Consider the following 21050-nt stretch of genomic DNA (forward strand, 5'->3'; position numbering starts at 1 on the left):
AAAATACTGTCTTCGTACTTGCCGGTTCAATCAGAGCGCGATACACCGATCTTGGCACCGTCCGCGGTGCCGTGTCCTGATGCCGTGTCCTGCTGCCGTACGCCGGCGCCGCCGGCGCGAGCCGACTGTCCGACCACCGGTCGACCCGGGGGATGGGGGAGCTGTCCATGAGCGTGACGAGCCGGTACAGGGACGCCTGGGAGGGCTTCTGGCGCGAGGTGCCCGGCGAGGAACCCGGTGAGGTCTTCTGGGACGCCGACCCCACCCTCACCGCGGGACTCCACCTGGCGCTGTACGAACCCCTGATCGACGCCCCCGGGCTCCCCCTCGTCGACCTCGGCTGCGGCAACGGCACCCAGACCTTCTATCTCGCCGACCGCTTTCCCGCGGTCCTCGGCGTCGACCTGTCGGCCGCCGCCATAGCGCTCGCGGACCGCGGACCGGCCGACCGCGGACCGGCCGACCGCGGACCGGCCGACCGCGGACCGGCCGACCGCGGCGCCGCGGCCCCGGACGCCCCCACGGCCGGAAACATACGGTTCCGGGTGCTCGACGCCACCGACGGGGACGCCGTCGCCGCCCTCCGGGAGGAGACCGGTGACTGCAACGTCTATATGCGCGGGGTGCTCCACCAGACCGACCCGAAGGACCGCCAGGCGCTCGCCGACGGCATCGCGGTACTCCTCGGCGACCGCGGCCGGGCCTTCGTCGTGGAACTCGCCGAGGCCGCGGGCCGCAAGCTGGCCCTGCTCGCCCAGTTCCCCGACGGCCCGCCGCCCAAGCTCCGCCCCGTCTTCCGGCACGGCATCGTCCCCGGCGCCGTCGCCGACTCCGATGTGGCCGACTTCTTCCACCGCGCCGGACTCGCCGTCCTGGCCGCGGGTGAGCTGCCGCTGACGACCACCGAGTACGAGCCGGACGGCTCCCGTATCGAACTGCCCTCGAAATGGCTGGTCGTCGGCCGCGAACGATGACCGGGCCCGCCCGCCGGGAGCAGGACGGCGGGCCGGGGCGCGCCGCACGGGCCGACCCTGTGGGGGGTTGACCCCGTGCGGTTAGATTGAGCCATGAAGATCCTCATCAGCGCCGATATGGAAGGCGCCACCGGAGTGACCTGGCCGGCGGACGTACTGCCCGGCACTCCCCAGTGGGAGCGGTGCCGGTCGATGTTCACCTCGGACGTGAACGCCGCGGCGCTCGGCTTCTTCGACGGCGGCGCCGACGAGGTCCTCGTGAACGAGGCGCACTGGACCCAGCGGAACCTGCTCCTGGAGCAGCTCGACGAGCGGGTGCAGATGCTCACCGGCCGTCACAAGGCGCTGGCCATGGTGGAGGGCGTCCAGCACGGCGACGTCGACGGCATCGCCTTCATCGGCTACCACACGGGCGCGGGCGCCGAAGGCGTCCTCGCCCACACCTATCTCGCCAACTCCATCACCGGGGTCTGGCTCAACGGCGACCGGGCGAGCGAGGGCTGGCTGAACGCCCATGTCGTCGCCGAGTACGGCGTACCCGTCGTCCTGGTCACCGGCGACGATCTGACCTGCGTGGACGCCGGTGGATACGCGCCCGAGGCCCGCAAGGTGGCCGTGAAGGACCATGTCTCCCGGTATGCGGCGGTCTGCCGTACCCCGGCCCGTACCGCCGCCGATATCCGGTCCGCCGCCAAGGAGGCCACGGCGCTCGCGGTCCGCCGCGACCCGGTCGCCGCCGGGCCCTTCACGGTGGAGCTGGAGTTCGACGCCGAGCATCTCGCGGGCTCGTCCACCGTGGTGCCCGGAGTGGAGCCGTCCGGGCCGCGCGGCGCCCGCCGGGTCGCGTACACCAGCCCCACGATGTACGAGGCGATCCGCACGTTCAAGGCGGTCACGACCGTGGTGTCGGCCGCGACGGAGGAGCAGTATGGCTGAGCAGCGTTCCACCCTGACCGCCCCGGCACCGGACCCCGGCGGGCCCTCCCCGGTGGACGAGGTCGCCTACGGCGAGGTCGTGGACTTCACCTCCGACCTCATCCGGATCGACACCACCAACCGGGGCGGCGGCGACTGCCGGGAGCGCCCCGCCGCCGAGTACGCGGCCGAGCGGCTCGCCGCCGCCGGGCTCGAACCGGTCCTGCTGGAGCGGGTCCCGGGCCGTACCAATGTCGTCGCCCGGATCCCGGGCAGCGACCCGTCCGCCGACGCCCTGCTGGTCCACGGCCATCTCGACGTGGTTCCCGCGGAGGCCGCCGACTGGAGTGTGCACCCCTTCTCCGGGGAGGTCCGCGACGGTGTCGTCTGGGGCCGGGGCGCGGTCGACATGAAGAACATGGACGCCATGATCCTGGCCGTCGTCCGGTCCTGGGCCCGCGCCGGGATCACCCCCCGCCGGGACATCGTTGTCGCCTTCACCGCCGACGAGGAGGCCAGCGCCGTCGACGGCGCCGGGTTCCTCGCCGACCGGCACCCGGGACTCTTCGAGGGCTGTACCGAGGGCATCAGCGAGTCCGGCGCCTTCAGCTTCCACGCCGACCACGGCATGACGATCTACCCGGTCGGCGCCGGGGAACGCGGTACCGCCTGGCTGAAGCTCACCGCCCACGGCCGCGCCGGGCACGGTTCCAAGGTCAACCGCTCCAACGCGGTCAGCAGGCTCGCGGCCGCCGTCGCCCGGATCGGCGAGTACGAGTGGCCGGTACGGCTCACCCCGACCGTCCGCGCCGCTCTCGCCGAACTCGCCGCGCTGTACGGCATCGAGGCCGATCCGTACGCCGAGGGCTTCGACCCCGACGCGCTCGTGGCCGGACTGGGGCGGGCCGCGGCACTCGTCGAGCCGACCATCCGCAACAGCGCCAATCCCACGATGCTGGACGCCGGATACAAGATCAACGTCATCCCCGGGCATGCCACCGCCTATATCGACGGCCGGATGCTGCCGGGCGGCGAGGAGGAGTTCCGCACCACCCTGGACCGGCTCACCGGCCCCGATGTGGAGTGGGAGTTCCAGCACCGGGAGGTACCGCTCCAGGCGCCCGTCGCCTCGCCGACCTTCGCCAGGCTGAAGGCCGCGGTCGAGCGCTTCGACCCCGAGGGGCATGTCGTCCCGTACTGCATGGCGGGCGGCACCGACGCCAAGCAGTTCTCCCGGCTCGGCATCACCGGCTACGGCTTCTCCCCGCTGAAGCTGCCCGAGGGCTTCGACTACGCGGCCCTCTTCCACGGCGTCGACGAACGGGTCCCGGTCGAGGCCCTCCACTTCGGCGTCGACGTCCTCGACCACTATCTGCGGACGGCCTAGGCAGGTCAGGCCCGCCCGGTGCCCGGCGCCCGGGTCCGGCACCCGGTACCCCGCGCCGGACGGGCCCGGAACCGGTCGGCAACCACGAAGGGAAGAACAGCCATGTCGTCGACGACGACCGTCACCACGGCCCCCTACGGCACCTGGCCCTCACCGGTCGGCGCCGCCCTCGCCGCCTCGCACGACGGCCGGCCCGAGTTCCTCGGCGCCGTCGGCGAGGACATCTGGTGGACCGCGCCCCGGCCCGCCGAGGGCGGCCGCCGGACCCTGGTCCGCCGCCGCCCGGACGGCGGCGAGGAGTCCGTGCTCCCGCCCCCGTGGAACGTACGCAGCGCACTGACCGAGTACGGCGGCCGCCCCTGGGCCGGGGCGCAGGGCCCGGCCGGCCGGCCGTTCGTCGTCTTCGTCAACTTCCCCGACCAGCGGCTGTACGGCTGGGAGCCCGACGAGCCCGGCGCCGTACCGCGCCCCCTGACCCCGGTCTCCGGTACCGGCGGCGGGCTGCGCTGGGCCGACCCGGTGATCCTGGCGGACCGGGGCGAGGTGTGGTGCGTCCTGGAGGAGTTCACCGGGCCCGCGCCCACCGACGTCCGGCGTACCGTCGCCGCCGTCCCCCTCGACGGCTCGGCCGCGGACGACCGGACGGCCGTCCGCGAACTCACCGGCGACCGGAACCGCTTCACCACCGGCCCCCGCCTCTCGCCCGACGGCCGCCAGGTCGCCTGGCTGGTCTGGGACCACCCCCGGATGCCGTGGGACGGCACCGAACTGCTGACCGGAGCCATCACCGGCGACGGCCGTATCGAGGGGGTCCGGGTCGTCGCCGGAGGCCCCGAGGAGTCCGTCTGCCAGGCCGAATGGGCCCCGGACGGCACCCTGCTGTACGTGTCCGAGGCGGCCGGCTGGTGGGAGCCGTACGCCCTGCGGCCCGGCGGGGAGGGCCCGCGGGCGCTCTGTCCCGGGCGCGGCGAGGAGTTCGGCGGCGCTCTGTGGAAGCCCGGTATGCGCTGGCTGGCGCCCTTGGACGACGGGCTGATCGCCGTGGTCCACGGCAGGGGCACCGCGGTCCTCGGCATCCTCGACCCGGCCACGGGCGAGGTCGTCGACGCGGCGGGCCCGTGGACCGAATGGGCCCCCGATCTCGTGGTGAGCGGCGAGCGGGTCACGGGGATCGCCGCGGGACCGGACCGCGGCTACGAGATCGTCGAACTGGACACCCGTACCGGCCACACCCGGGTCGCCGGAGCGGCGCACCACGACCCGGTCGACCCCGCGTACTACCCGCGTTCCGAGGTCCGTACCTTCACCGGGCCCGACGGGCGGGAGATCCACGCCATCGTCCATCCGCCGCACCACCCCGGATACACCGGGCCCGACGGCGAGCGCCCGCCGTACGTGGTGCGCGCCCACGGCGGCCCCACCGGCCGCTACTACCTCGCCTTCGATCTGGAGACCGCCTACTTCACCTCCCGCGGCATCGGTGTCGCCGAGGTCAACTACGGCGGCTCCACCGGCTACGGGCGCGACTACCGCAACCGGCTCCGCGGCGCGTGGGGCGAGGTGGACGTCGCCGACTGCGCGGCCGTCGCCCGGGCCCTGGCCGACGAGGGAGCGGCCGACCCCGGGCGGATCGCCATCAGCGGCGGCAGCGCGGGCGGCTGGACCGCGGCCGCCTCGCTGACCAGGCCCGAGGAGTTCCCGTACGCCTGCGGCACCGTCATCTACCCCGTACTGGACCCGCTGAGCTGGGCCGACGGCGGTACCCACGATCTGGAATCGCGCTATACGGAGTCCCTGATCGGACCGGTCGACGAGGTGCCCGCCCGGTATCGCGAGCGGTCGCCGCTGCACCGCGCCGACCGGATCACCGTGCCCTTCCTGCTCCTCCAGGGGCTGGACGACATGATCTGCCCGCCGGCGCAGTGCGAGGCCCTGCTGGAGCGGATCGCCGGGCGCGGCGTACCGCACGCCTATCTCGCCTTCGAGGGCGAGGGGCACGGCTTCCGCCGCGCCGAGACCATGATCCGCGCGCTGGAGGCGGAGCTGTCCCTGTACGCCCGGACCTTCGGCTTCGAACGGCCCGACGTCCCCCCGCTGGAGCTGATCCCATGAGCAGGCTCAACCCCCTGGCCCAGGCCGGTACCCCGGGCGTCCGGCCGCTGACCCGGGCGCGGCGGCTGCGCCCCGGCGACCGGGTCGCGATCGTCGCCCCCTGCGGACCGGTTCCCGGCGAACGGCTCGACGAGGGCCTCGCGGTGGTACGGGGCTGGGGCCTGGAGCCGGTGGTGATGCCGCACGCGCGCGGCAGCCACCGCGAGTTCGGCTATCTGTCCGGGACCGACGAGGAGCGGGCCGCCGACCTCACCCGCGCCTGGTGCGACCCCTCGTACGCCGCGGTCTTCTGCGCCCGCGGCGGCTACGGCGCCCAGCGCATGGCCGACCTGGTGGACTGGGCCGCGATCCGGGCCGCCGGGCCCAAGGTGTTCGTCGGCTACAGCGATGTCACCGCGCTCCACGAGGCCCTCGCCGTCCGGGCCGGATTCGCCACGCTCCACGGGCCGATGCCCGGCGCGATGACGTTCCTGAAGGACGAGACGACCCGGGAATCCCTGCGGGCCACGCTCTTCGAGCCCGAGTCCCGGCTCACCATCGCCCTGCCCACGGCCCGCGCGCTCGTTCCGGGCCGGGCCCGGGGCGTCACCCTCGGCGGCTGCGCCAGTCTGCTCGCCGCGGACCTCGGCACCCGCCACGCCCGGCCGGGCTCGGCGGGCGGGCTGCTGCTCCTGGAGGACGTGGAGGAGCAGGACTACCGGCTCGACCGGATCCTCACCCAGCTGATCCGCGGCGGCTGGCTGGACGGTGTCGCGGGCATCGCCCTGGGCTCCTGGGCGGAGTGCGGCCCCTACGAAGCGCTGCGCGAACTGTTCCGGGACCGGCTGGGGCAGCTGGGCGTCCCCGTCGTCGAGGAACTCGGTTTCGGCCACGGCCCGACGAACCTCACGGTCCCGCTCGGCGTCCCCGCGGTCCTCGACGCGGACGCCGAGGCGGCCACCCTGACCCTGGAGGAACCGGCCCTGCTGTGACCGCACGGGCGGAGTGGGGGACGGGCCCGGAGAACGGACCGGGCCCCGGGCGGGTGCGTCCGGCCGGTCCGGCGCGAGCCCGACCGGCCCGGGGGCGCGCCCGGGACCGTGATCCGGCCGCCGGAGGCGTGGACCCGGTTCGGGGCCGAACACGCGCCCCGGGCCCGGGGCAGCCTCCTCCGCGACCCCGGCGGAGCCGTCAGCGCAGGGCCGCGTAGCCCGGGCGGATGACCTCGTCGATCAGCTTGCGGCGCTCCGGCAGCGGCAGGAACGCCGCCTCCGCCGCGGCGACCGTGAACTCCTCGAAGACGTCGGGGCCGTAGCCGAACGCCGTCACCATATGAGCGAACTCCTCACTCATCGACGTACCGGAGACCAGCCGGTTGTCGGTGTTGAGGGTGACCCGGAAACCGGCCCGGCGCAGCAGGTCGATCGGGTGGCTCGCATAGTCCTTCGCCGCGCCGGTCTGCAGATTGGAGGTCGGGCAGACCTCCAGGGCGATCCGGTTGTCCCGGACGTACGCGGCCAGCGGGCCGAGGACCGCCGTGCCGTCGTCGTGGACGGTGATGTCGTCGGTGATCCGCACCCCGTGGCCGATCCGCTCCGCGCCGCAGACCTGGACCGCCTCGTGGACCGACTCCGCGCCCACGGCCTCGCCCGCGTGGATCGTGTAGTGGCAGTTGTGCTGCCGCAGATGGCGGAAGGCCGGGAGGTGGCGGGCGGGCGGATTGCCTATCTCGCCGCCCGCGATGTCGAAGCCCGCCACGCCGCCGTCGCGGTGGGCGACGGTCAGCTCGGCGATCTCCAGCGAGCGGTCGGTGTGGCGCATGCCGGTGAGCAGGGCCCGGACCGTGATCCGGCCGCCGGCGCGGCGCTCGCCCTCGCGGAAGCCCGCGTTCACCGCCGTCACGACCTCGTCCAGGCTCAGCCCGGCCTCCTGGTGCTGCTCGGGCGCGTAGCGGACCTCCGCGTACACGACACCGTCCGCCGCCAGGTCCTCGGCGCACTCGGCGGCGACCCGCTCCAGCGAAGCCCGGGTCTGCATCACCGCGCAGGTGTGGGCGAAGGTCTCCAGGTACCGCTCCAGCGAGCCGGAGTCCGCGGCGTCGCGGAACCAGACCGCGAGCTGCGCGGGGTCCTCGGACGGCAGATCCCGGTAACCGCACTCCCGGGCCAGTTCGATGATCGTGGCGGGGCGCAGACCGCCGTCGAGGTGGTCGTGGAGGACCACCTTGGGTGCGCGGAGGATGTCAGACAAGTGCATGCGGTGGGAGTGTACGGCACACCGGCCCGGGGGGTCTCCCGGGAGCCGTGCCGACCCCGGGCCGTGGGCCGCCCCGTGGGCCGCCCACGGCCTGCGGGGCTCAGTTCGACTGGAGAACCGGCAGTGCGGGCGAGCCCGTCGGCAGCATGTGCTTGGCGGCCAGTACGGGCACCTCCCCGGCCCTGACGACCTGGGTCACCAGCACCGCCGGAGTGTCCGCCGGCCGTCCCAGCTCCTCGCCCCGGCGCTGCCCGAGCAGGGTCGCGGTCACCCCGCTGTGCGCCGTCAGAGCCACCTCCCGGGAGGCGGCCGTGAGCACGGCCAGCATCGAGCCCTCCGGGGCCGCCGGGTCCCGCAGCGCCCGGGCGAACTCCGGGTGGGCCGACTCCAGCACCGTGTCGGGGGCCGCCCACTCCTGACTCAGGGCCGCCGCGACCCCCTCCGCCACCAGCACCGATTCCCAGAAACGCAGCTCGTTGCCGGCCTGGGCGTGCAGATGCTGGGTGGTGAAGTCGGTCGGTTCCTCCTCGGCCCGGGCGACCGGCCGGACCCGCAGCGGGGTGCCGGGGGAGAGCAGTTGCTCCAGCGGCTGGAGCTGCTCGTAGCCGCGCCGCGGCGGGGCGTCGTTGACGGTACGGCCCACCCCGCGCCGTACCGAGAGCAGCCCGTCCTCCTGGAGCAGCAGCAGTGCCTCGCGCAGCGCGGGGCGGCTGACCCCGAGTTCGGCCGCCAGTCTGGGTTCGGACGGGAGGGTGGATCCCGGCGGCCAGACGCCCCGGTGGATCGCGTCGGCGATCCGCTCGTACAGGACGACGACGGGTCGGCGCTGCCGTCGGCTGGTCGTCACGCGGCTCCTCCTCGGTAGGGCTCTGCGGTCTCACGTCTTACGGGCCCCAGCTTGTCAGACAGCCCGGGTCCGGTCTGCTCGGCGGGCGCCCGGCGTGTCACCCGTACGGCCCTGTCCGCCAGGGCCCCCGGCGCGGACGGGTCCCATCCTGGGGCCATGAGCCCCAAGGACGCACCGCGGGTGCGCAGCAGAGGCAAGGGCGGCCGCCGGATCGCCGACTGGTTCACCCCCGCGCGGACCACCGTCGTGATCCTGGTGGCCCTGGCGATCGTCTTCATGGCGGAGAACACCGAGCAGGTGCGGATCCGGCTGATCATCCCTCTGGTCACCATGCCGCTGTATCTGGCGCTGCTGCTGATGTTCCTGATCGGGGCGTTGTGCGGCGGGCTGTTCTTCCGCCGCGGCAAGCAGCCCCGCTGACGCCGTACGCCCGGCGCGGGGCCCGGCGGTCGCCCCGCCCGGCCGCCGCGCCGCTCGGCGTTGCCCGGCCCGGCCGCCGCGCCGGGACCGCGCACCCGACCGCGCCGGTGCCCGCACGGGCAGCCCCGGTAGCCCCGCGCCGGGAGGGGAGCCGAGGCATTCTGTCGAGGGCCCCGCGCCCCGGCCTCGCGCCCCTACCCCGCGCCGCGGTCCTGTGCCGAGGGCCCCGCGGCGGGAGCGCCTCCCGGGAGTCCCGCGCCGTGACCGAGCACCGGCGGCCGGGCACCAGGAGACGGCGCCGGTGAACCCCTCCGGGCCGGCACCCCCGCCCCGGAACGAATGCGCGGTGCCGGACCTCCGCGGGTACCCGGCCGGCCGTCGGCCCCGGCCGTCCGGACCCCGGCTGCCCAGCGGGAACGCGGTTGCGCACCGCCCGCCCCCGGCGCACGCTGGCCCGATGCCCTACCTCGTCTCCGGCCCCCGGGTCGCGCTCCGCCCCTTCACCCCCGCCGACGGCGACGAGTTCACGGCAGCCGCCCGTGCCTCCGCGGCCCTGCACCGGCCGTGGCTCTTCCCGCCGGGCACCGCGGCGGAGTACGCGCGCTACACCGCCCGGTTCGGCGAGGAGTCCGGCCGGGCCGGCTTCCTGGTCTGCGGCCTTGCCGACGGCGGCCGGATCGCCGGGTTCATCACGGTCAACAACATCGTCGGGGGCGCGTTCCGCAGCGGCGCCCTCGGATACGGTGCCTTCGCCCATGCGGCGGGGCGGGGGCTGATGGGCGAAGCCCTCGGCTTGGTCCTCGGGTACGCCTTCGGCCCCGCGATGGACCTGCACCGGCTGGAGGCCAACGTCCAGCCGGGCAACGCCGCCTCCCTCGCCCTGGTCGAGCGGGCCGGCTTCCGGCGGGAGGGCTACTCGCCCCGCTTCCTCTTCATCGACGGCGACTGGCGCGACCACGAACGCTGGGCGATCACGGCGGAGGAGCTTCCCGCCGGGGGATGACCGCCCGGGCATCATGCCGTCCAGGGCGACGGCCCGGACACGCCCGCCCGAGGCCGACCACCCGGGCATCGCGCGCTCGGGGAAGACCGCCCGGGCATTGCGCGCTTGGGAACGACTGCCCGGGGAAAGGCCGCCCGGGCACTGTGCGGCCGAGGCCGCGCGGCCCGGGGAAGACGGCCCCGGGGACGACCGCCCGGGAACGACGGGCCGGGCACATGATCGCCCGGGGACGACCGGCCGGGCATCGCGCGCTCGCGCTTCGCGCGGCCCGGGGGTGACGGTCCGGAGGTGACCGCCCGGGGATGATCACCCGGGCATCGCGCGGCCGGTATCGCACAGCCCCGGCCCGGTCCGGCCCTGGAGTACCCGGGGCCGGAGGCCGCGCGACCCGGAGGCCGCGCGACCCGGAGGCCGCGCGACCCGGAGGCACCCCGGCCCCCGGCCGGCAGCGCCCGGCCCCCGTACAAGTCGATTGAGCGGTCCGGCCGTCCGGGCCAGGATGGCCGTATGCGCGAGACCGTACTCATCGACGCCCCATCCAACCTGGGACTGCGTCCGCCCGCCCCCGGCACCGTGCCCGGCTGCCACAAGCTCGCCGGGGCGTTGCGGGACCGGGGGATCCTCGACCGGATCGGCGCCCGCGAGGGCGGTGTCGTCGTACCGCCGCGCTACGACTTCGGCGACTGGCGCCCCGGGGACGGGGTGTTCAACGCCGCCGCCCTCGCCGCCTACACGCCCCGGCTCGCGGACCGGATCGAAGGCCAGCTGCGGGCCGGACGGTTCCCGCTCGTCCTCGGCGGCGACTGCTCGGTCCAGTTGGGCGCGTCGCTGGCGATGCGCAGGACCGGACGGTACGGGCTGGTCGCCCTGGACGCCTCGGCCGACTTCCGGCACCTCGGGAACTCGCCCGCCGGGAGCATCGGCGCCGCCGCCGGCGAGGAGGTCGCCATCGGCACCGGCCGCGGTCAGGACGCGCTGAGCGACCTGGAAGGACTCAAGCCCTATCTGCGCGACGAGGACATCCGGTACATCGGCATCCGGGACGGTGACGAGGACCTCGCCGAACTCGCCGCGCTGAAGATCCCGGTGCTGACCGTCGGCGAACTGCGCCGCCTCGGTGCCGCCGACGCCGCGGCCGCCGTGGCGCTGAGCCTCGGGGAGGCGGTGGCCGGATTCTGGCTGCATCTGGACGCCGATGTGCTCGACCCGGCCGTGATGCCCGCCGTCGACAGCCCCGACCCGGACGGGCTGCTCCCCGGCGAACTGGCGCAGGTGCTGGCGGCCCTGCTCGCCTCGCCGCGCTGTGTCGGCATGAACGTGACGATCTACGACCCCGACCTCGACCCCGAAGGCGGTGCGGGCGACCTCCTCACCGACCTGGTCGTCGATGCCTTCGCCGCCGCCCGCGGCAACGCGTAGGCGGCAGACGGCCCGGTGCGCGGGCCGGAGCCCCGCCCGCCGGTTTTGCCGAAGAGTGACACACCGGAGCCCTGGTCCGGGCGCCCCCGACGCTGTTCCATGGTCGTCGGGACCCGGGCGCAGGCCGGGTGATCCCCCAGCACGCGGGAACGGCCCGGAAGACCGGGATGAAGCGGACGAAACGAGGATGCCTTGGTCACGACCGTGCGGCGCACCGTACTCACCCTGCCCGCGGCCCCCGTAGGGCCCGCGAACCCGCTGCCCCCGCTGCGGCCGCTGGACGGGGTGCACACGGTCGACGAGCGCACCCGCCGCGAACTGCCGCGGGACATGGCGCGGCAGATCGGGTACGGCGCGCTGCGGACCGTGCTGCCGGTCCGGATGCTGGACGGTTACGGACGCGACCGCACGCCGGCCGGTCTCGACGCCGTCGTCATCGAGAACGACCGGCTCCGGGTGACCGTCCTGCCCGGTTTCGGCGGCCGGATCCACTCCCTGCACCACAAGCCGTCCGGCCGGGAACTCCTCTACCGCAACCCCGTGTTCCAGCCCGCAGCCTTCGCCCTCAACGGCGCCTGGTTCTCCGGCGGCATCGAGTGGAACTTCGGTGCCACCGGTCACAGCACCCTGTCCTGCGCACCCGTCCACGCGGCGGTGGTGCCCGCGCCGGACGGCGGCGAGATGGTCCGCCTGTGGGAGTGGGAACGGCTGCGCGACCTGCCGTTCCAGGTCGATCTCTGGCTGCCCGCCGGATCCGACTTCCTCCGGGTCGGCGTCCGGATCCGCAACCCCCACGAGCGGGCCGTGCCCGTCTACTGGTGGTCCAACACCGCCGTCGAGGAGCACCCCAGGACCAGGGTCCTCGCCCCCGCCGACGAAGCCTGGCACTACGGCTACGAACGCTCGCTGCGCCGGATCCCGGTCCCCGACTACCGCGAGACGGACCGTACGTACCCGCTGCGCAGCGAGTACCCCGCGGACCACTTCTACGAGGTCCCGGCACCCGCCCGGAAGTGGATCACCTCGCTCGACGAGCACGGCCGGGGGCTCGTCCAGACCTCCACGGACGTGCTGCGCGGGCGCAAGCTGTTCGTCTGGGGCGCGGGCCGCGGCGGCCGCCGCTGGCAGCGCTGGCTCACCGAGCCCGGTACGGCCGGCTACGCCGAGATCCAGGCCGGACTCGCCCGGACCCAGCTGGAACACGTCAAACTGGAGGCGGGCGCCGAGCTGAGCTGGCTGGAGGCGTACGGCCCGCTGGCCGCCGAAGCGGGGACCGTGCACGGCGACAACTGGGCCGCGGCGCTCGCCGAGGTCGAACGGAAGCTGGAGCGGGCCCTGCCGCGGGCGACGGTCGACACCGCGTACGAGGAGTGGCTGACGGCCGCCGACACCGAACCGGTCCGGCCGCTGGCCACCGGCTCCGGCTGGGGCGCGCTGGAAGTGCTGCGCAGCGGGGTGAAGCTGCCCGGGACACCCTTCGCCGAATCGACCCTGGGGGACGAGCAGGCGCCCTGGCGCGAACTCCTCACCACCGGCGCGCTGCCCCGCCCCCGCCGGGTTGTCCCGCCGGGTCCCTCCCTCACTTCCGCGGCCTGGCGGGACATGCTGGAGACCGCGCCCGCCGATCCGCTGACGGAGTACCACCTCGGGGTCGCCCAGTGGCAGGCGGACGACCGGGCACAGGCGGTCCGGAGCTGGGAGCGCGGTCTCGCCCTGGCCCCGTCGCGCTGGCCGCTGCTGCGCTGTCTGGCCGTCGCCGACCAGGAGGGCGGGCATCCGGAGCGGGCGGCCGAACGCTGGCTGGAGGCCTTCACCGACCTCTGCCAGGAGCGCCGTGACGACGGTGAGGGCTGGACGGCGGCGACCGCCGCGCTGGGCCGGGAGGCCGTGGAGGCACTGCTCGCCGTGGGGCGGACCGGGGACGCCCGCGCGGTGTGGGCGGGGCTGCTGCCGTCGGTCCAGCGCCGTGGCCGCTTCCGGCTGCTCCACGCCCGGCTGCTGCTCGCCGAGGGGCGCCGGGAGGAGGCCCTGGCCGTCTTCGGCGAGGGCTTCGAGGTGGCGGACCTGCGGGAGGGGTCCGAGGTGCTGGACGAGGTGTGGGCCGAACTGAGCGATGAGCCGCTGCCGGAGGCGTACGAGTACCGGATGCGGCCGGGCGGCACGGTCCGGTAGCGGCGGCCCCGGGGGACCGGGCCCGGGGCGCGGGACGGGCGGGCCCGACGGCCGGGGCGGTCGTGCCCGGCGGCCACGCCCGGCCGCGGTGGTGCGCGCACCCGGAGTGCGTCCGCCGCGCCGGGGCCCGTCCGTACGTCCCGGGTCCCGCGCCCGCACGCCCCGCCGTCAGCCCGTCAGCCCGTCGGCGGAGTCTTCCGGTCCGCGTACTCGAAGACCGATCCGTCCGGGTGGACGGCCAGCAGGTTCCGCCCGACCGGGGTGGCCAGCGGCCCGGCGACGACCTTCGCCCCCACCTCGGAGAGGGTGGCGTACGTCAGGTCCAGATCGTCCACGGCGATGGTCGCCGTCACCTTCCGCAGCACCTCCAGCTCCTGCTCCGGGCCGCTCATCAGCAGGAAGCAGCCGACCGCGGCCGCCGACACCCCGCCGCGGTCGAAGCGCTGCGGGGTGGCTCCCGTCAGCTTCGCGTAGAACGCGACGGCGGTATCGAGGTCGTCGACGCAGATGCGGAGGGTGGTTCCCAGAATTTCCATACCGGGGAGGGTAGTTCGCGTCCGGCGGCGGCGGAAACGGTGCGGGCGGCCCCGGCCCCGCACCCGGGTCGCGCCCCCGCCCTCCGGTGCCGCCCGCCGCCGGAGGGCGAGGCGGGCACGGCCCGCAGCCCGCATCCTGTTCGCCGTTCGCCGTTCGCCGCTCGGCGTGCGCCGTGCCCGGCGCCCCGGGTCAGACGCGGCAGAGCAGTTCGCCGTGGGGCACGGTGAACCACCCGTCCTCGTGGGCGCCCCACTCGCGCCATCCCCGGCCGATCTCCGCGAGCCCCTCATGCGTCGTATGGCCGCCGTCGACCGCGATCCCGGCGTACGAGGAGGAGGTCGTGCGATCCGCCCACAGCGCGCTCCACCAGGCCCGCTCCTCGGGAGTGGCGAAACACCAGACGCCCGCGCCGGGTCTGATGTCGGTGAAGCCCGCCTCGCGGGCCCAGGACAGCAGCCGCCGGCCCGCGTCGGGTTCGCCCCCGTTGGCGCGGGCGACCGTGCGGTACAGCAGCAGCCATTCGTCGAGTACGGGTACGGCCGGGAACCAGGTGAACGCGCCGTAGTCGCTGTCCCGGACGGCGACCAGACCGCCGGGACGGCAGACCCGCCGCATCTCGCGCAGCGCGCCCACCGGGTCGCCGACGTGCTGGAGCACCTGATGGGCATGGACGACGTCGAACGAATCGTCCTCGTACCGCAGGGCGTTGACATCGGCGACGGCGAACTCCGTATTGGCCAGGTTCCGTTCCGCGGCGTGTTCGCGGGCCCGGTCGACAATCTCCGGAGCCAGGTCGACACCGGTAACCCGGCCCCCGGGGACCAGGGCGGCCAGATCCGCGGTGATGGTGCCGGGGCCGCAGCCGATGTCCAGGATCCGCATGGCGGGCCGGAGTTCGTCCAGCAGATAGGCGGCGGAGTTGGCGGCGGTACGCCAGGTGTGGGAGCGCAGGACGGACTCGTGGTGGCCATGGGTGTAGACGGCGGTTTCGCGCACGGGGAACCTCCCGGGAGAGCTGCTGTCGGTCCCTCAAGCGTAGAGTCGCGTTTCGAATGTCGGGATACCCGTCTTGAAATATGGACGGCCTCGGGGTGTCGAAGGGTGCCGCCGGGCGCATCCGCCGACCGGTGCCGCGGCCGGCCCCGGCGGGGGCTCGTACCTCCGAAATCCGGGAAGGGCGAGGCCGCTTCGTTCGGATCTTGCCAGGCGTGTCACACTTCCCGAGTGGAGATGCAAGCCGAGGAGGCAGCGCGGCGTTGGCTGGCTGATCAGGGCGTCCGCCAGGTGGGCGACGGGTGGGTGAGCGACGAGAAGCCGGACGTGTTGCTGACAGCCAACCAGGTGGCGCAGTCCTTGGCCGGTGATGTGTTCGCAGAAGACCTGGGCGCAGCCGACCAGGTGCGGTTGGCTTTCGGGCTGCTGGACCTCCTCGACGAGTACTGGGTCACGTGCGAGATCCGGTTCGCGAACGAGGGTGCGGAGGGTCCCCTCCCGGCGGACGTGCTGTGGGACGGCTACCGCCGGCGGCTGGAGGCGGACCGGGACGTCGAGGCCGTCACCTACTCGCTGTGGGTGGACTGGTTCGAGGACCACATCACTTCCGCGACGGCCTTCGCCGAGGTTCTCGGTAACGACATCGACCGCGTGGTTGCCGAGCGGTCGGAAGCCCTGCTCCGCCGAGCCCGTAACGTTCTGGAATGTTCAGGCCCGGTGCGCTGGACGGTGAAGGAGCCGACGTACCGCACCGCCATACGGCTCCCTGACCTGCACTCGGCCGTCTTCCGCGGCCTCCTGGCGAGCTTCCACGACGTCTACGGCGACCTGGAACCGGCCGCCGCACTGGCTCTCCTTGACCAGCTGGATCTCCCCTCGAACACCCAGCACCTTGCCCAACTGCGCCACGTACTCGCCGCCGGGCACAACAACCGCTACCGCAGCCCCGGCGCCTGGGAGGATGCGGCTCGCTCCTGAGTCGTGGGCCTGGCAGACCAAAGACTCCCTAGGTCAGACGAGGGTGCGAGGGCGGTAGACCGTAAGGATCTGCGGCACCTTGTCGACCAGCAGCTCCGGCGGCGCACCGGTGATCTCGCCGTCGTACGCCATCGGGGTGCCCGGCGCGATGCCCGCGATCCGGACCCTCTTCCGCTGCTGCGCGGCATGCACCGGCGACCGGCTCAGCGGACCGGCCAGCGCTGCGGCCACCAGCCGCAGTCCCGGATTGGCGCCGCCGTGCACGATCCGCACGTCCAGCAGCCCGTCCGCCAGATTCTGCCGGTTGCCCGGCGCCGGGCCGGGGCGCTGGTAGATCCCGTTGCCCGCGAAGAGCAGCCACAGCGGCCGCCGTCTGCCCTCCACCTCGGCCTCCAGCGGGCGGCCGTGCCGCAGCACCTTGCCGGCCGCCAGCACCTGCGCGGTCCAGCCGCCGACCCGGGGCGACCAGCGCTCCCGGTAGGTCACCAGCTCCGGATAGACCCCGAGGCTGAAGGTGTTCACGAAGTACCCCCACGGCGCGCGGTCACCGGACGGGGTGACGGGCCCCGGGGTGAACCGGCCCAGGTCGACCTTGACGGCATCCCCGGTGGCCAGCGCGCGGCAGGTGTCGTCGACGGACTCGATACCGAGGTCGTACGCGAAGTGGTTGAGCGTGCCGCCGGGGAACACGGCGAGCGGAACGCCCTCGGCGACCGCGGCCGCCGCGGCGGCGTTCACGGTCCCGTCGCCCCCGTAGACCCCGAGCACCCGGGCCCGGGCCGCCGCCTTCGCCAGCTCCCGGACCACGTCCCCGGGTTCGCACTCCACCACCTCGGCCGCCGGCAGCGCCGAACGGACCAGGCCCGCCAGGGCGGCCGATCCGGAGCGGCGGTTGGCCACCACGACCAGGCCCGCGCCGTCCGGGAGCGCGGGCGGATCCACCGGCCGGGCCACGGGCGGCGCGAGCTGCGACCGTGCCGGAACGATTCCGCGCACGGCGAGCGCGGCGCCGATGCCCAGGGCCGCGCCCACGAATACATCGGACGGATAGTGGACCCCGGTGTACACCCGGGAGAAGGCGACCGATACGGCGACGGGCGCGACGGCCGCGCCCCAGCCCCGGGACTCCATCGCGACGCCCGCGGTGAAGGCGGCCGCCGACGCGGCGTGCCCCGACGGGAACGAGGTGGTGAACGGCTGGCGCCGCAGCTGGCGGACCGGGGGCACGGCGTCCAGCAGGGGCCGGTTCCGGCGGATGCTCCGCTTCGCCACCGTGTTGATCACCGCGGAGGCCACGGCGAGCGAGGCCACCCCGCGGACGGCCGCCCGCCGGGCCCTGGCTCCGCGGCCCGCGGAGGCTATCCCGGCGGCGATCCCGAACCAGAGCACACCGTGGTCGGCGGCCCGGCTGAGCCGTGGCAGCACCGGCTCGGCGGCGGGCCAGGTGCGCTCGGCGACATGGTGGAACAGCCGCCGGTCCCACCGGCTGACCCAGGTTCTCCGCTTACCGTCCGTCATTCCCCCCGGTTACCCCGGTACCGCCCCGGCCACGCCTCCCGACCCCCCATTCGGCCGCGGGCCCGGCCGGGCGCCCCGGTGCCCGGGCCCCGGACGCCACCGGGTCCGGGCCGGTCGCCCCATTTGCCCGCACCAGCCCTGCCGGGGGTCTGCCCTCGGGGGCGTCTGCCATGTCCGGTGGGTGAGGGGAAGGCAGTCAGGGGCGCGAGGAACTGCGCGACAAGCCCACGACGGCCCGGGGCCGGAAAACAAGCCTGACCGGCACGGCGGTCACCGCACCCCCCGCTCCGCGCCCCGCGGCCTGGCCGGGTGCGGCCCCCGGGGCCGGTCCGTATAACGGAATGAAGAGGAAACCCGCGCCCGACGAGACCGCGCCCGACGAGACAGAGGTACCGCGGACATGGACCGCAGCCCCCCGGACGACCCCGGCACCGTACGCCACGCCCCGGCCGCCCCCGAAAGCGGTCTGCCCGTCCTGCCCGAGCTGGCGGCCGTCGTCGCCGCTGCCGCGGACCGGGCGGCCGCGGGGCCGCCGGGCGGTCCGGCACAGCTCCGGGACGCCGCCGCCGGGTACTGGACGCGCCGCGGGCTGCGTACCACCGCCACCGACGCCGTCGCGGCCCACGGCACCCCCGCCCTGCTCTGCGCCCTGATCGCGGCCCATGACGGCGATGTGCTGATGCCCCGCCCCAGCCCCGCCTGGTGGACCCCGCAGGCGCGGCTGCTGCGGCGGGCCGCGTACCACGTGCCCACCGCCGCCGGGTCCGGCGGCGTGCCGGATCCGTACGCCCTGCTGGAGACCGTGCGCCGGGTGCGGGCCGAAGGCGGTTCGCCCAAGCTGCTGCTGCTGTCCGTCGCCGACGACCCCACCGCCACGGTCGCCCCGCCGGAGCTGGTGAGGGAGGCGTGCGAGGCCGCGGTCGCCGAGGGCCTGCACATCGTCAGCGACGAGACCTGGCGCGACACGGTCCACAGTCCGCACGAATCGGTGCTGGTGAGCCCGGCGGAGATGTGCCCGGACCAGGTGACTGTCGTGGCGGACCTCGCGGGTGCCCTGCTGCCGTCCGCCTGGCCCGCGGCGATCGCCCGCTTCCCGGCCGCGGAGCGCGCCCGGCGGGAACGGGCGCTCGACGTCCTCACCGTGCTCGGTGCGGCCGTCGCGGAACCGGTCGCCGCCGTCGCGGCGGTCGCGCTGGACGAGCCGCCCGCGGTCGCCGAGCGCGCCGAGCGCGCGGCGGCGCTCCACGGGCAGTTGGCGCAGGCCGCCCAGCTGGCCGTGACCGCGTCCGGCGCGCTGGCCCGGCCCCCGCAGGCGGGACGCCATCTGTACGTGGACCTGGGACCGCTGCGCGCCGGGCTCGCCGCCCGCGGGGTGACCGACTCCATGGAACTGGAGGAGTATCTGACGGCCCGGCTGGCCGTCCCGGTCCCCGGCGGCCACCGCTTCGGCGACGAACTGGGCGCCCTGCGCGCCCGGCTGCCGACCGCACCGCTCGCCGGGGCCGACCCGGAGGAGCGCGGGGCTTCGCTGGCCTCGCCCGCGCCGCTGGAACTCCCGCATGTCGCCGCGGCGCTGGCCGTGCTGGGCACGGTCTTCGACGAACTGCGCTGAACCGCGGCGCCGGGCGGGCCGCACCGGCCGGGCGGACCCGCGCCGCGCCGGGACGCCGCCGGGTACCGGGCCGCACCGCGGCGGGCCGGGCGGAGTCGCGCGGACGTACCGGCCCCGTCGGGCCGGCCCCGGCGCCGTACCGCTTCCCGGGCCGGACGGCCGCTACGCCGTGCCGTCCGCCGAGTCCGGCCGGCCGTGCCGCAGACGGCGCCAGAGCGCCGGGGCTCCGCTGACCACGATCGTCAGACCCACCGCCAGCACCACGCCCTGCCACGGCTCGTCGAACAGCGAACCGCCGAGAATACCGATGAGCTGGTACGTCGCCGCCCAGGCCAGGCAGGCCGGAACGTCACCGCGGACGAACGACCGCAGCGGCATCCGGGCCAGCAGACACGCCAGCATCACCGGGATCCGCCCCGCGGGCACCAGCCGCGACAGCACCAGGACGGCCACCCCGTGCTCCGCCAGCTTGTCCTGGGCCAGGGCCAGCCGCTCCGGGGCCGCCCGGGCCCGCAGTTCGGCCAGCCAGCGGGAGCCGTTGCGGGAGCGCACACCGCGCTGCCCCAGCCAGTAGAGCGTGACATCGCCGAGGAACGCGGCAAGCGCCGCCACCCCGAAGACGTACAGCAGCGCCAGCGGGTCCGTCTGGTGGAACGCCACCACCGCCGCCGAGCTGACCACCGCCCCGGTCGGGACGACCGGTACCAGCGCGCCCAGGGCGACGAGCAGGAAGAGGGACGGATATCCGACGGCCTGCTGAGTGGATTCGGGGGGCAGTTGCGCCAGCGCGTCCGAGACCGTTCCGAACAGCTCCGACAGGCGGGAACTCACCGGTCCGCCCCCGGTCTGAACCGTTCGCCGTGGCCGAGCGTGCGCACCGAGACGGCGGGGGCCAGCCGGGCCGTATGCCGGACGAACTCGTCACCGGGGGAGTGGAACTCGTGCGGACGGACGTGGTCCAGGCCGATCGGCCAGTACGTGCCGTAGTGGACGGGTACGGCCGCGGCCGGTCCGAGCGCGGCCACCGCCTGTGCCGCCCGGCCCGCGTCGAGGTGGCCGTGGCCCAGGAACGGCCCCCAGCCGCCGACCGGCAGCAGCGCGACATCGACCGGACCGACCTCGTCCGCCATGGTGTCGAAGAGTCCGGTGTCCCCCGCGAAGTAGGTGCGGGCCGCGCCCTCGACGACGAAACCGAGCGCGGGGGAGCGGTGCGGGCCGACGGGGAGCCTGCGGCCGTCGTGGAGCGCCGGAACGGCCCGTACGGTCAGACCGCCGACGACGGTCTCGTCACCGGGCACGACCTCGGTGATCCGCAGCCCCAGGCGGGCGAGCGCCGGAACGGCCCGGACGGCGCCTCGCGGAGCCACCAGCAGGGTGCCGGGCGCCAGCCTGGCCAGCGACGGGAGGTGCAGATGGTCGGAGTGGAGGTGGGAGACGAGCACGGCGTCGGCGACGGCCGCCTCGGGCGGCGGCACGGCTCCCCGCCTGCGGCGCAGATGCGCCAGCCGGCGGACGAACAGGGGGTCGGTCAGCACCCGGGTACCGGAGTCCTCGACGGTGCAGGTGGCATGGCCCCACCAGGTGACTTCCACCGTCACACGCCCCCTCCTTCCGGTCCGCGGGCCCATGGGCCCCGCTCTCCCCGCCGTCACCGGCCCCGGTACCAGCACCGGCCCCGGCTGTCCGGCCGTCCGGTGCTCGTGCCCCGTCCGGGCGCCGGAATCCCGGCCGCCCCTCGGCGCCCACACTACTGCCGTCGGGGGGACGAACGGGCCCGCCCCGGGCCGGCGGCACCCGCCCGAGGCCGTGTCCGCAAAGTAGCGCCGTCCGCCCGGAGGGCGGGGCCTGCGGCTCCCCCAGCCCTGCGGGTGGGTGGGGGTCCCCCCGTGCCCGCAGGGCACAGGGGGAGAGTGTGCGTGCCGGGCGTC

At 75.0% G+C, this 21050-nt stretch carries 18 protein-coding genes; 11 read left to right on the forward strand and 7 right to left on the reverse strand.

Annotated elements, in window-relative coordinates:
• The first annotated feature begins 167 nt into the window (after positions 1 to 167).
• The 5 genes from ACWDR0_RS27030 to ACWDR0_RS27050 all read left to right on the forward strand — a co-directional run bounded on the left by ACWDR0_RS27030 (position 168) and on the right by ACWDR0_RS27050 (position 6359).
• Positions 168 to 974 carry a class I SAM-dependent methyltransferase gene (locus ACWDR0_RS27030; RefSeq protein ID WP_456354381.1) on the forward strand — a complete coding sequence of 269 codons (807 nt, stop codon included), beginning with the start codon at positions 168 to 170 and terminating at the stop codon, positions 972 to 974.
• A gap of 93 nt (positions 975 to 1067) precedes the next feature.
• The gene (locus tag ACWDR0_RS27035; RefSeq protein WP_456354382.1) at positions 1068 to 1910 is read left to right on the forward strand and encodes a M55 family metallopeptidase; all 843 of its coding nucleotides are present in this window, start codon (positions 1068 to 1070) and stop codon (positions 1908 to 1910) included.
• On the forward strand, positions 1903 to 3276 hold the full coding sequence (locus ACWDR0_RS27040; protein ID WP_456354383.1) for a M20/M25/M40 family metallo-hydrolase: 1374 nt from the start codon (positions 1903 to 1905) through the stop codon (positions 3274 to 3276). Before ACWDR0_RS27035 ends, ACWDR0_RS27040 begins: the two co-directional genes overlap by 8 nt.
• Before the next feature lie 102 nt (positions 3277 to 3378).
• Positions 3379 to 5388, forward strand: a complete 2010-nt coding sequence (locus ACWDR0_RS27045) for a prolyl oligopeptidase family serine peptidase (protein ID WP_456354384.1) — start codon at positions 3379 to 3381, stop codon at positions 5386 to 5388.
• Entirely contained in the window at positions 5385 to 6359 is a 975-nt protein-coding gene (locus tag ACWDR0_RS27050) for a S66 peptidase family protein (RefSeq protein ID WP_456354385.1), read from the forward strand. The genes ACWDR0_RS27045 and ACWDR0_RS27050 overlap by 4 nt, the downstream gene beginning before the upstream one ends.
• Before the next feature lie 199 nt (positions 6360 to 6558).
• On the opposite strand, the gene ACWDR0_RS27055 is transcribed toward ACWDR0_RS27050, so the two are convergent.
• Together ACWDR0_RS27055 and ACWDR0_RS27060 are read right to left on the reverse strand one after the other, a co-directional pair.
• Positions 6559 to 7623 carry an adenosine deaminase gene (locus tag ACWDR0_RS27055; RefSeq protein ID WP_456354386.1) on the reverse strand — a complete coding sequence of 355 codons (1065 nt, stop codon included), beginning with the start codon at positions 7621 to 7623 and terminating at the stop codon, positions 6559 to 6561.
• A 100-nt stretch (positions 7624 to 7723) separates the two neighbouring features.
• Positions 7724 to 8470, reverse strand: a complete 747-nt coding sequence (locus ACWDR0_RS27060) for a GntR family transcriptional regulator (protein WP_456354387.1) — start codon at positions 8468 to 8470, stop codon at positions 7724 to 7726.
• 156 nt (positions 8471 to 8626) lie between these two features.
• On the opposite strand from ACWDR0_RS27060, the gene ACWDR0_RS27065 reads away from it, so the two are divergent.
• The 4 genes from ACWDR0_RS27065 (at position 8627) to ACWDR0_RS27080 (ending at position 13484) form a co-directional block, all read left to right on the forward strand.
• Entirely contained in the window at positions 8627 to 8890 is a 264-nt protein-coding gene (locus ACWDR0_RS27065; RefSeq protein WP_456354388.1) for a lipopolysaccharide assembly protein LapA domain-containing protein, read from the forward strand.
• A gap of 457 nt (positions 8891 to 9347) precedes the next feature.
• Complete coding sequence (locus ACWDR0_RS27070; RefSeq protein ID WP_456354389.1) at positions 9348 to 9893, forward strand: GNAT family N-acetyltransferase; 546 nt, start codon at positions 9348 to 9350, stop codon at positions 9891 to 9893.
• A gap of 507 nt (positions 9894 to 10400) precedes the next feature.
• A complete protein-coding gene (locus ACWDR0_RS27075) occupies positions 10401 to 11312 on the forward strand; it encodes an arginase family protein (protein WP_456354390.1) in 912 nt (303 codons plus the stop codon).
• A gap of 192 nt (positions 11313 to 11504) precedes the next feature.
• Positions 11505 to 13484, forward strand: coding sequence for a DUF5107 domain-containing protein (locus ACWDR0_RS27080; RefSeq protein ID WP_456354391.1), 1980 nt, complete (start codon positions 11505 to 11507; stop codon positions 13482 to 13484).
• 176 nt (positions 13485 to 13660) lie between these two features.
• Here the strand turns inward: ACWDR0_RS27080 and ACWDR0_RS27085 are convergent, their stop codons facing one another.
• Entirely contained in the window at positions 13661 to 14020 is a 360-nt protein-coding gene (locus tag ACWDR0_RS27085; RefSeq protein ID WP_456354392.1) for a VOC family protein, read from the reverse strand.
• Between the two features lie 190 nt (positions 14021 to 14210).
• Complete coding sequence (locus ACWDR0_RS27090; RefSeq protein ID WP_456354393.1) at positions 14211 to 15017, reverse strand: methyltransferase domain-containing protein; 807 nt, start codon at positions 15015 to 15017, stop codon at positions 14211 to 14213.
• Between the two features lie 324 nt (positions 15018 to 15341).
• Between ACWDR0_RS27090 and ACWDR0_RS27095 the strand changes: the two genes are divergently transcribed.
• Positions 15342 to 15992 carry a hypothetical protein gene (locus tag ACWDR0_RS27095; protein WP_456354394.1) on the forward strand — a complete coding sequence of 217 codons (651 nt, stop codon included), beginning with the start codon at positions 15342 to 15344 and terminating at the stop codon, positions 15990 to 15992.
• 33 nt (positions 15993 to 16025) lie between these two features.
• On the opposite strand, the gene ACWDR0_RS27100 is transcribed toward ACWDR0_RS27095, so the two are convergent.
• Positions 16026 to 17510: a phosphatase PAP2 family protein gene (locus tag ACWDR0_RS27100; RefSeq protein WP_456354395.1), complete on the reverse strand. Its 1485-nt coding sequence runs from the start codon at positions 17508 to 17510 to the stop codon at positions 16026 to 16028.
• Positions 17511 to 17910: 400 nt separating this feature from the next.
• On the opposite strand from ACWDR0_RS27100, the gene ACWDR0_RS27105 reads away from it, so the two are divergent.
• Complete coding sequence (locus ACWDR0_RS27105; protein WP_456354396.1) at positions 17911 to 19122, forward strand: aminotransferase class I/II-fold pyridoxal phosphate-dependent enzyme; 1212 nt, start codon at positions 17911 to 17913, stop codon at positions 19120 to 19122.
• Between the two features lie 162 nt (positions 19123 to 19284).
• Here ACWDR0_RS27105 and ACWDR0_RS27110 read toward each other — a convergent pair whose 3' ends face one another.
• Positions 19285 to 19953 carry a DedA family protein gene (locus ACWDR0_RS27110; RefSeq protein WP_456354397.1) on the reverse strand — a complete coding sequence of 223 codons (669 nt, stop codon included), beginning with the start codon at positions 19951 to 19953 and terminating at the stop codon, positions 19285 to 19287.
• Positions 19950 to 20720 carry an MBL fold metallo-hydrolase gene (locus ACWDR0_RS27115; protein ID WP_456354398.1) on the reverse strand — a complete coding sequence of 257 codons (771 nt, stop codon included), beginning with the start codon at positions 20718 to 20720 and terminating at the stop codon, positions 19950 to 19952. Before ACWDR0_RS27115 ends, ACWDR0_RS27110 begins: the two co-directional genes overlap by 4 nt.
• Positions 20721 to 21050 lie beyond the last annotated feature (330 nt).

The organism is Streptomyces sp. NPDC003691 (assembly GCF_053981115.1).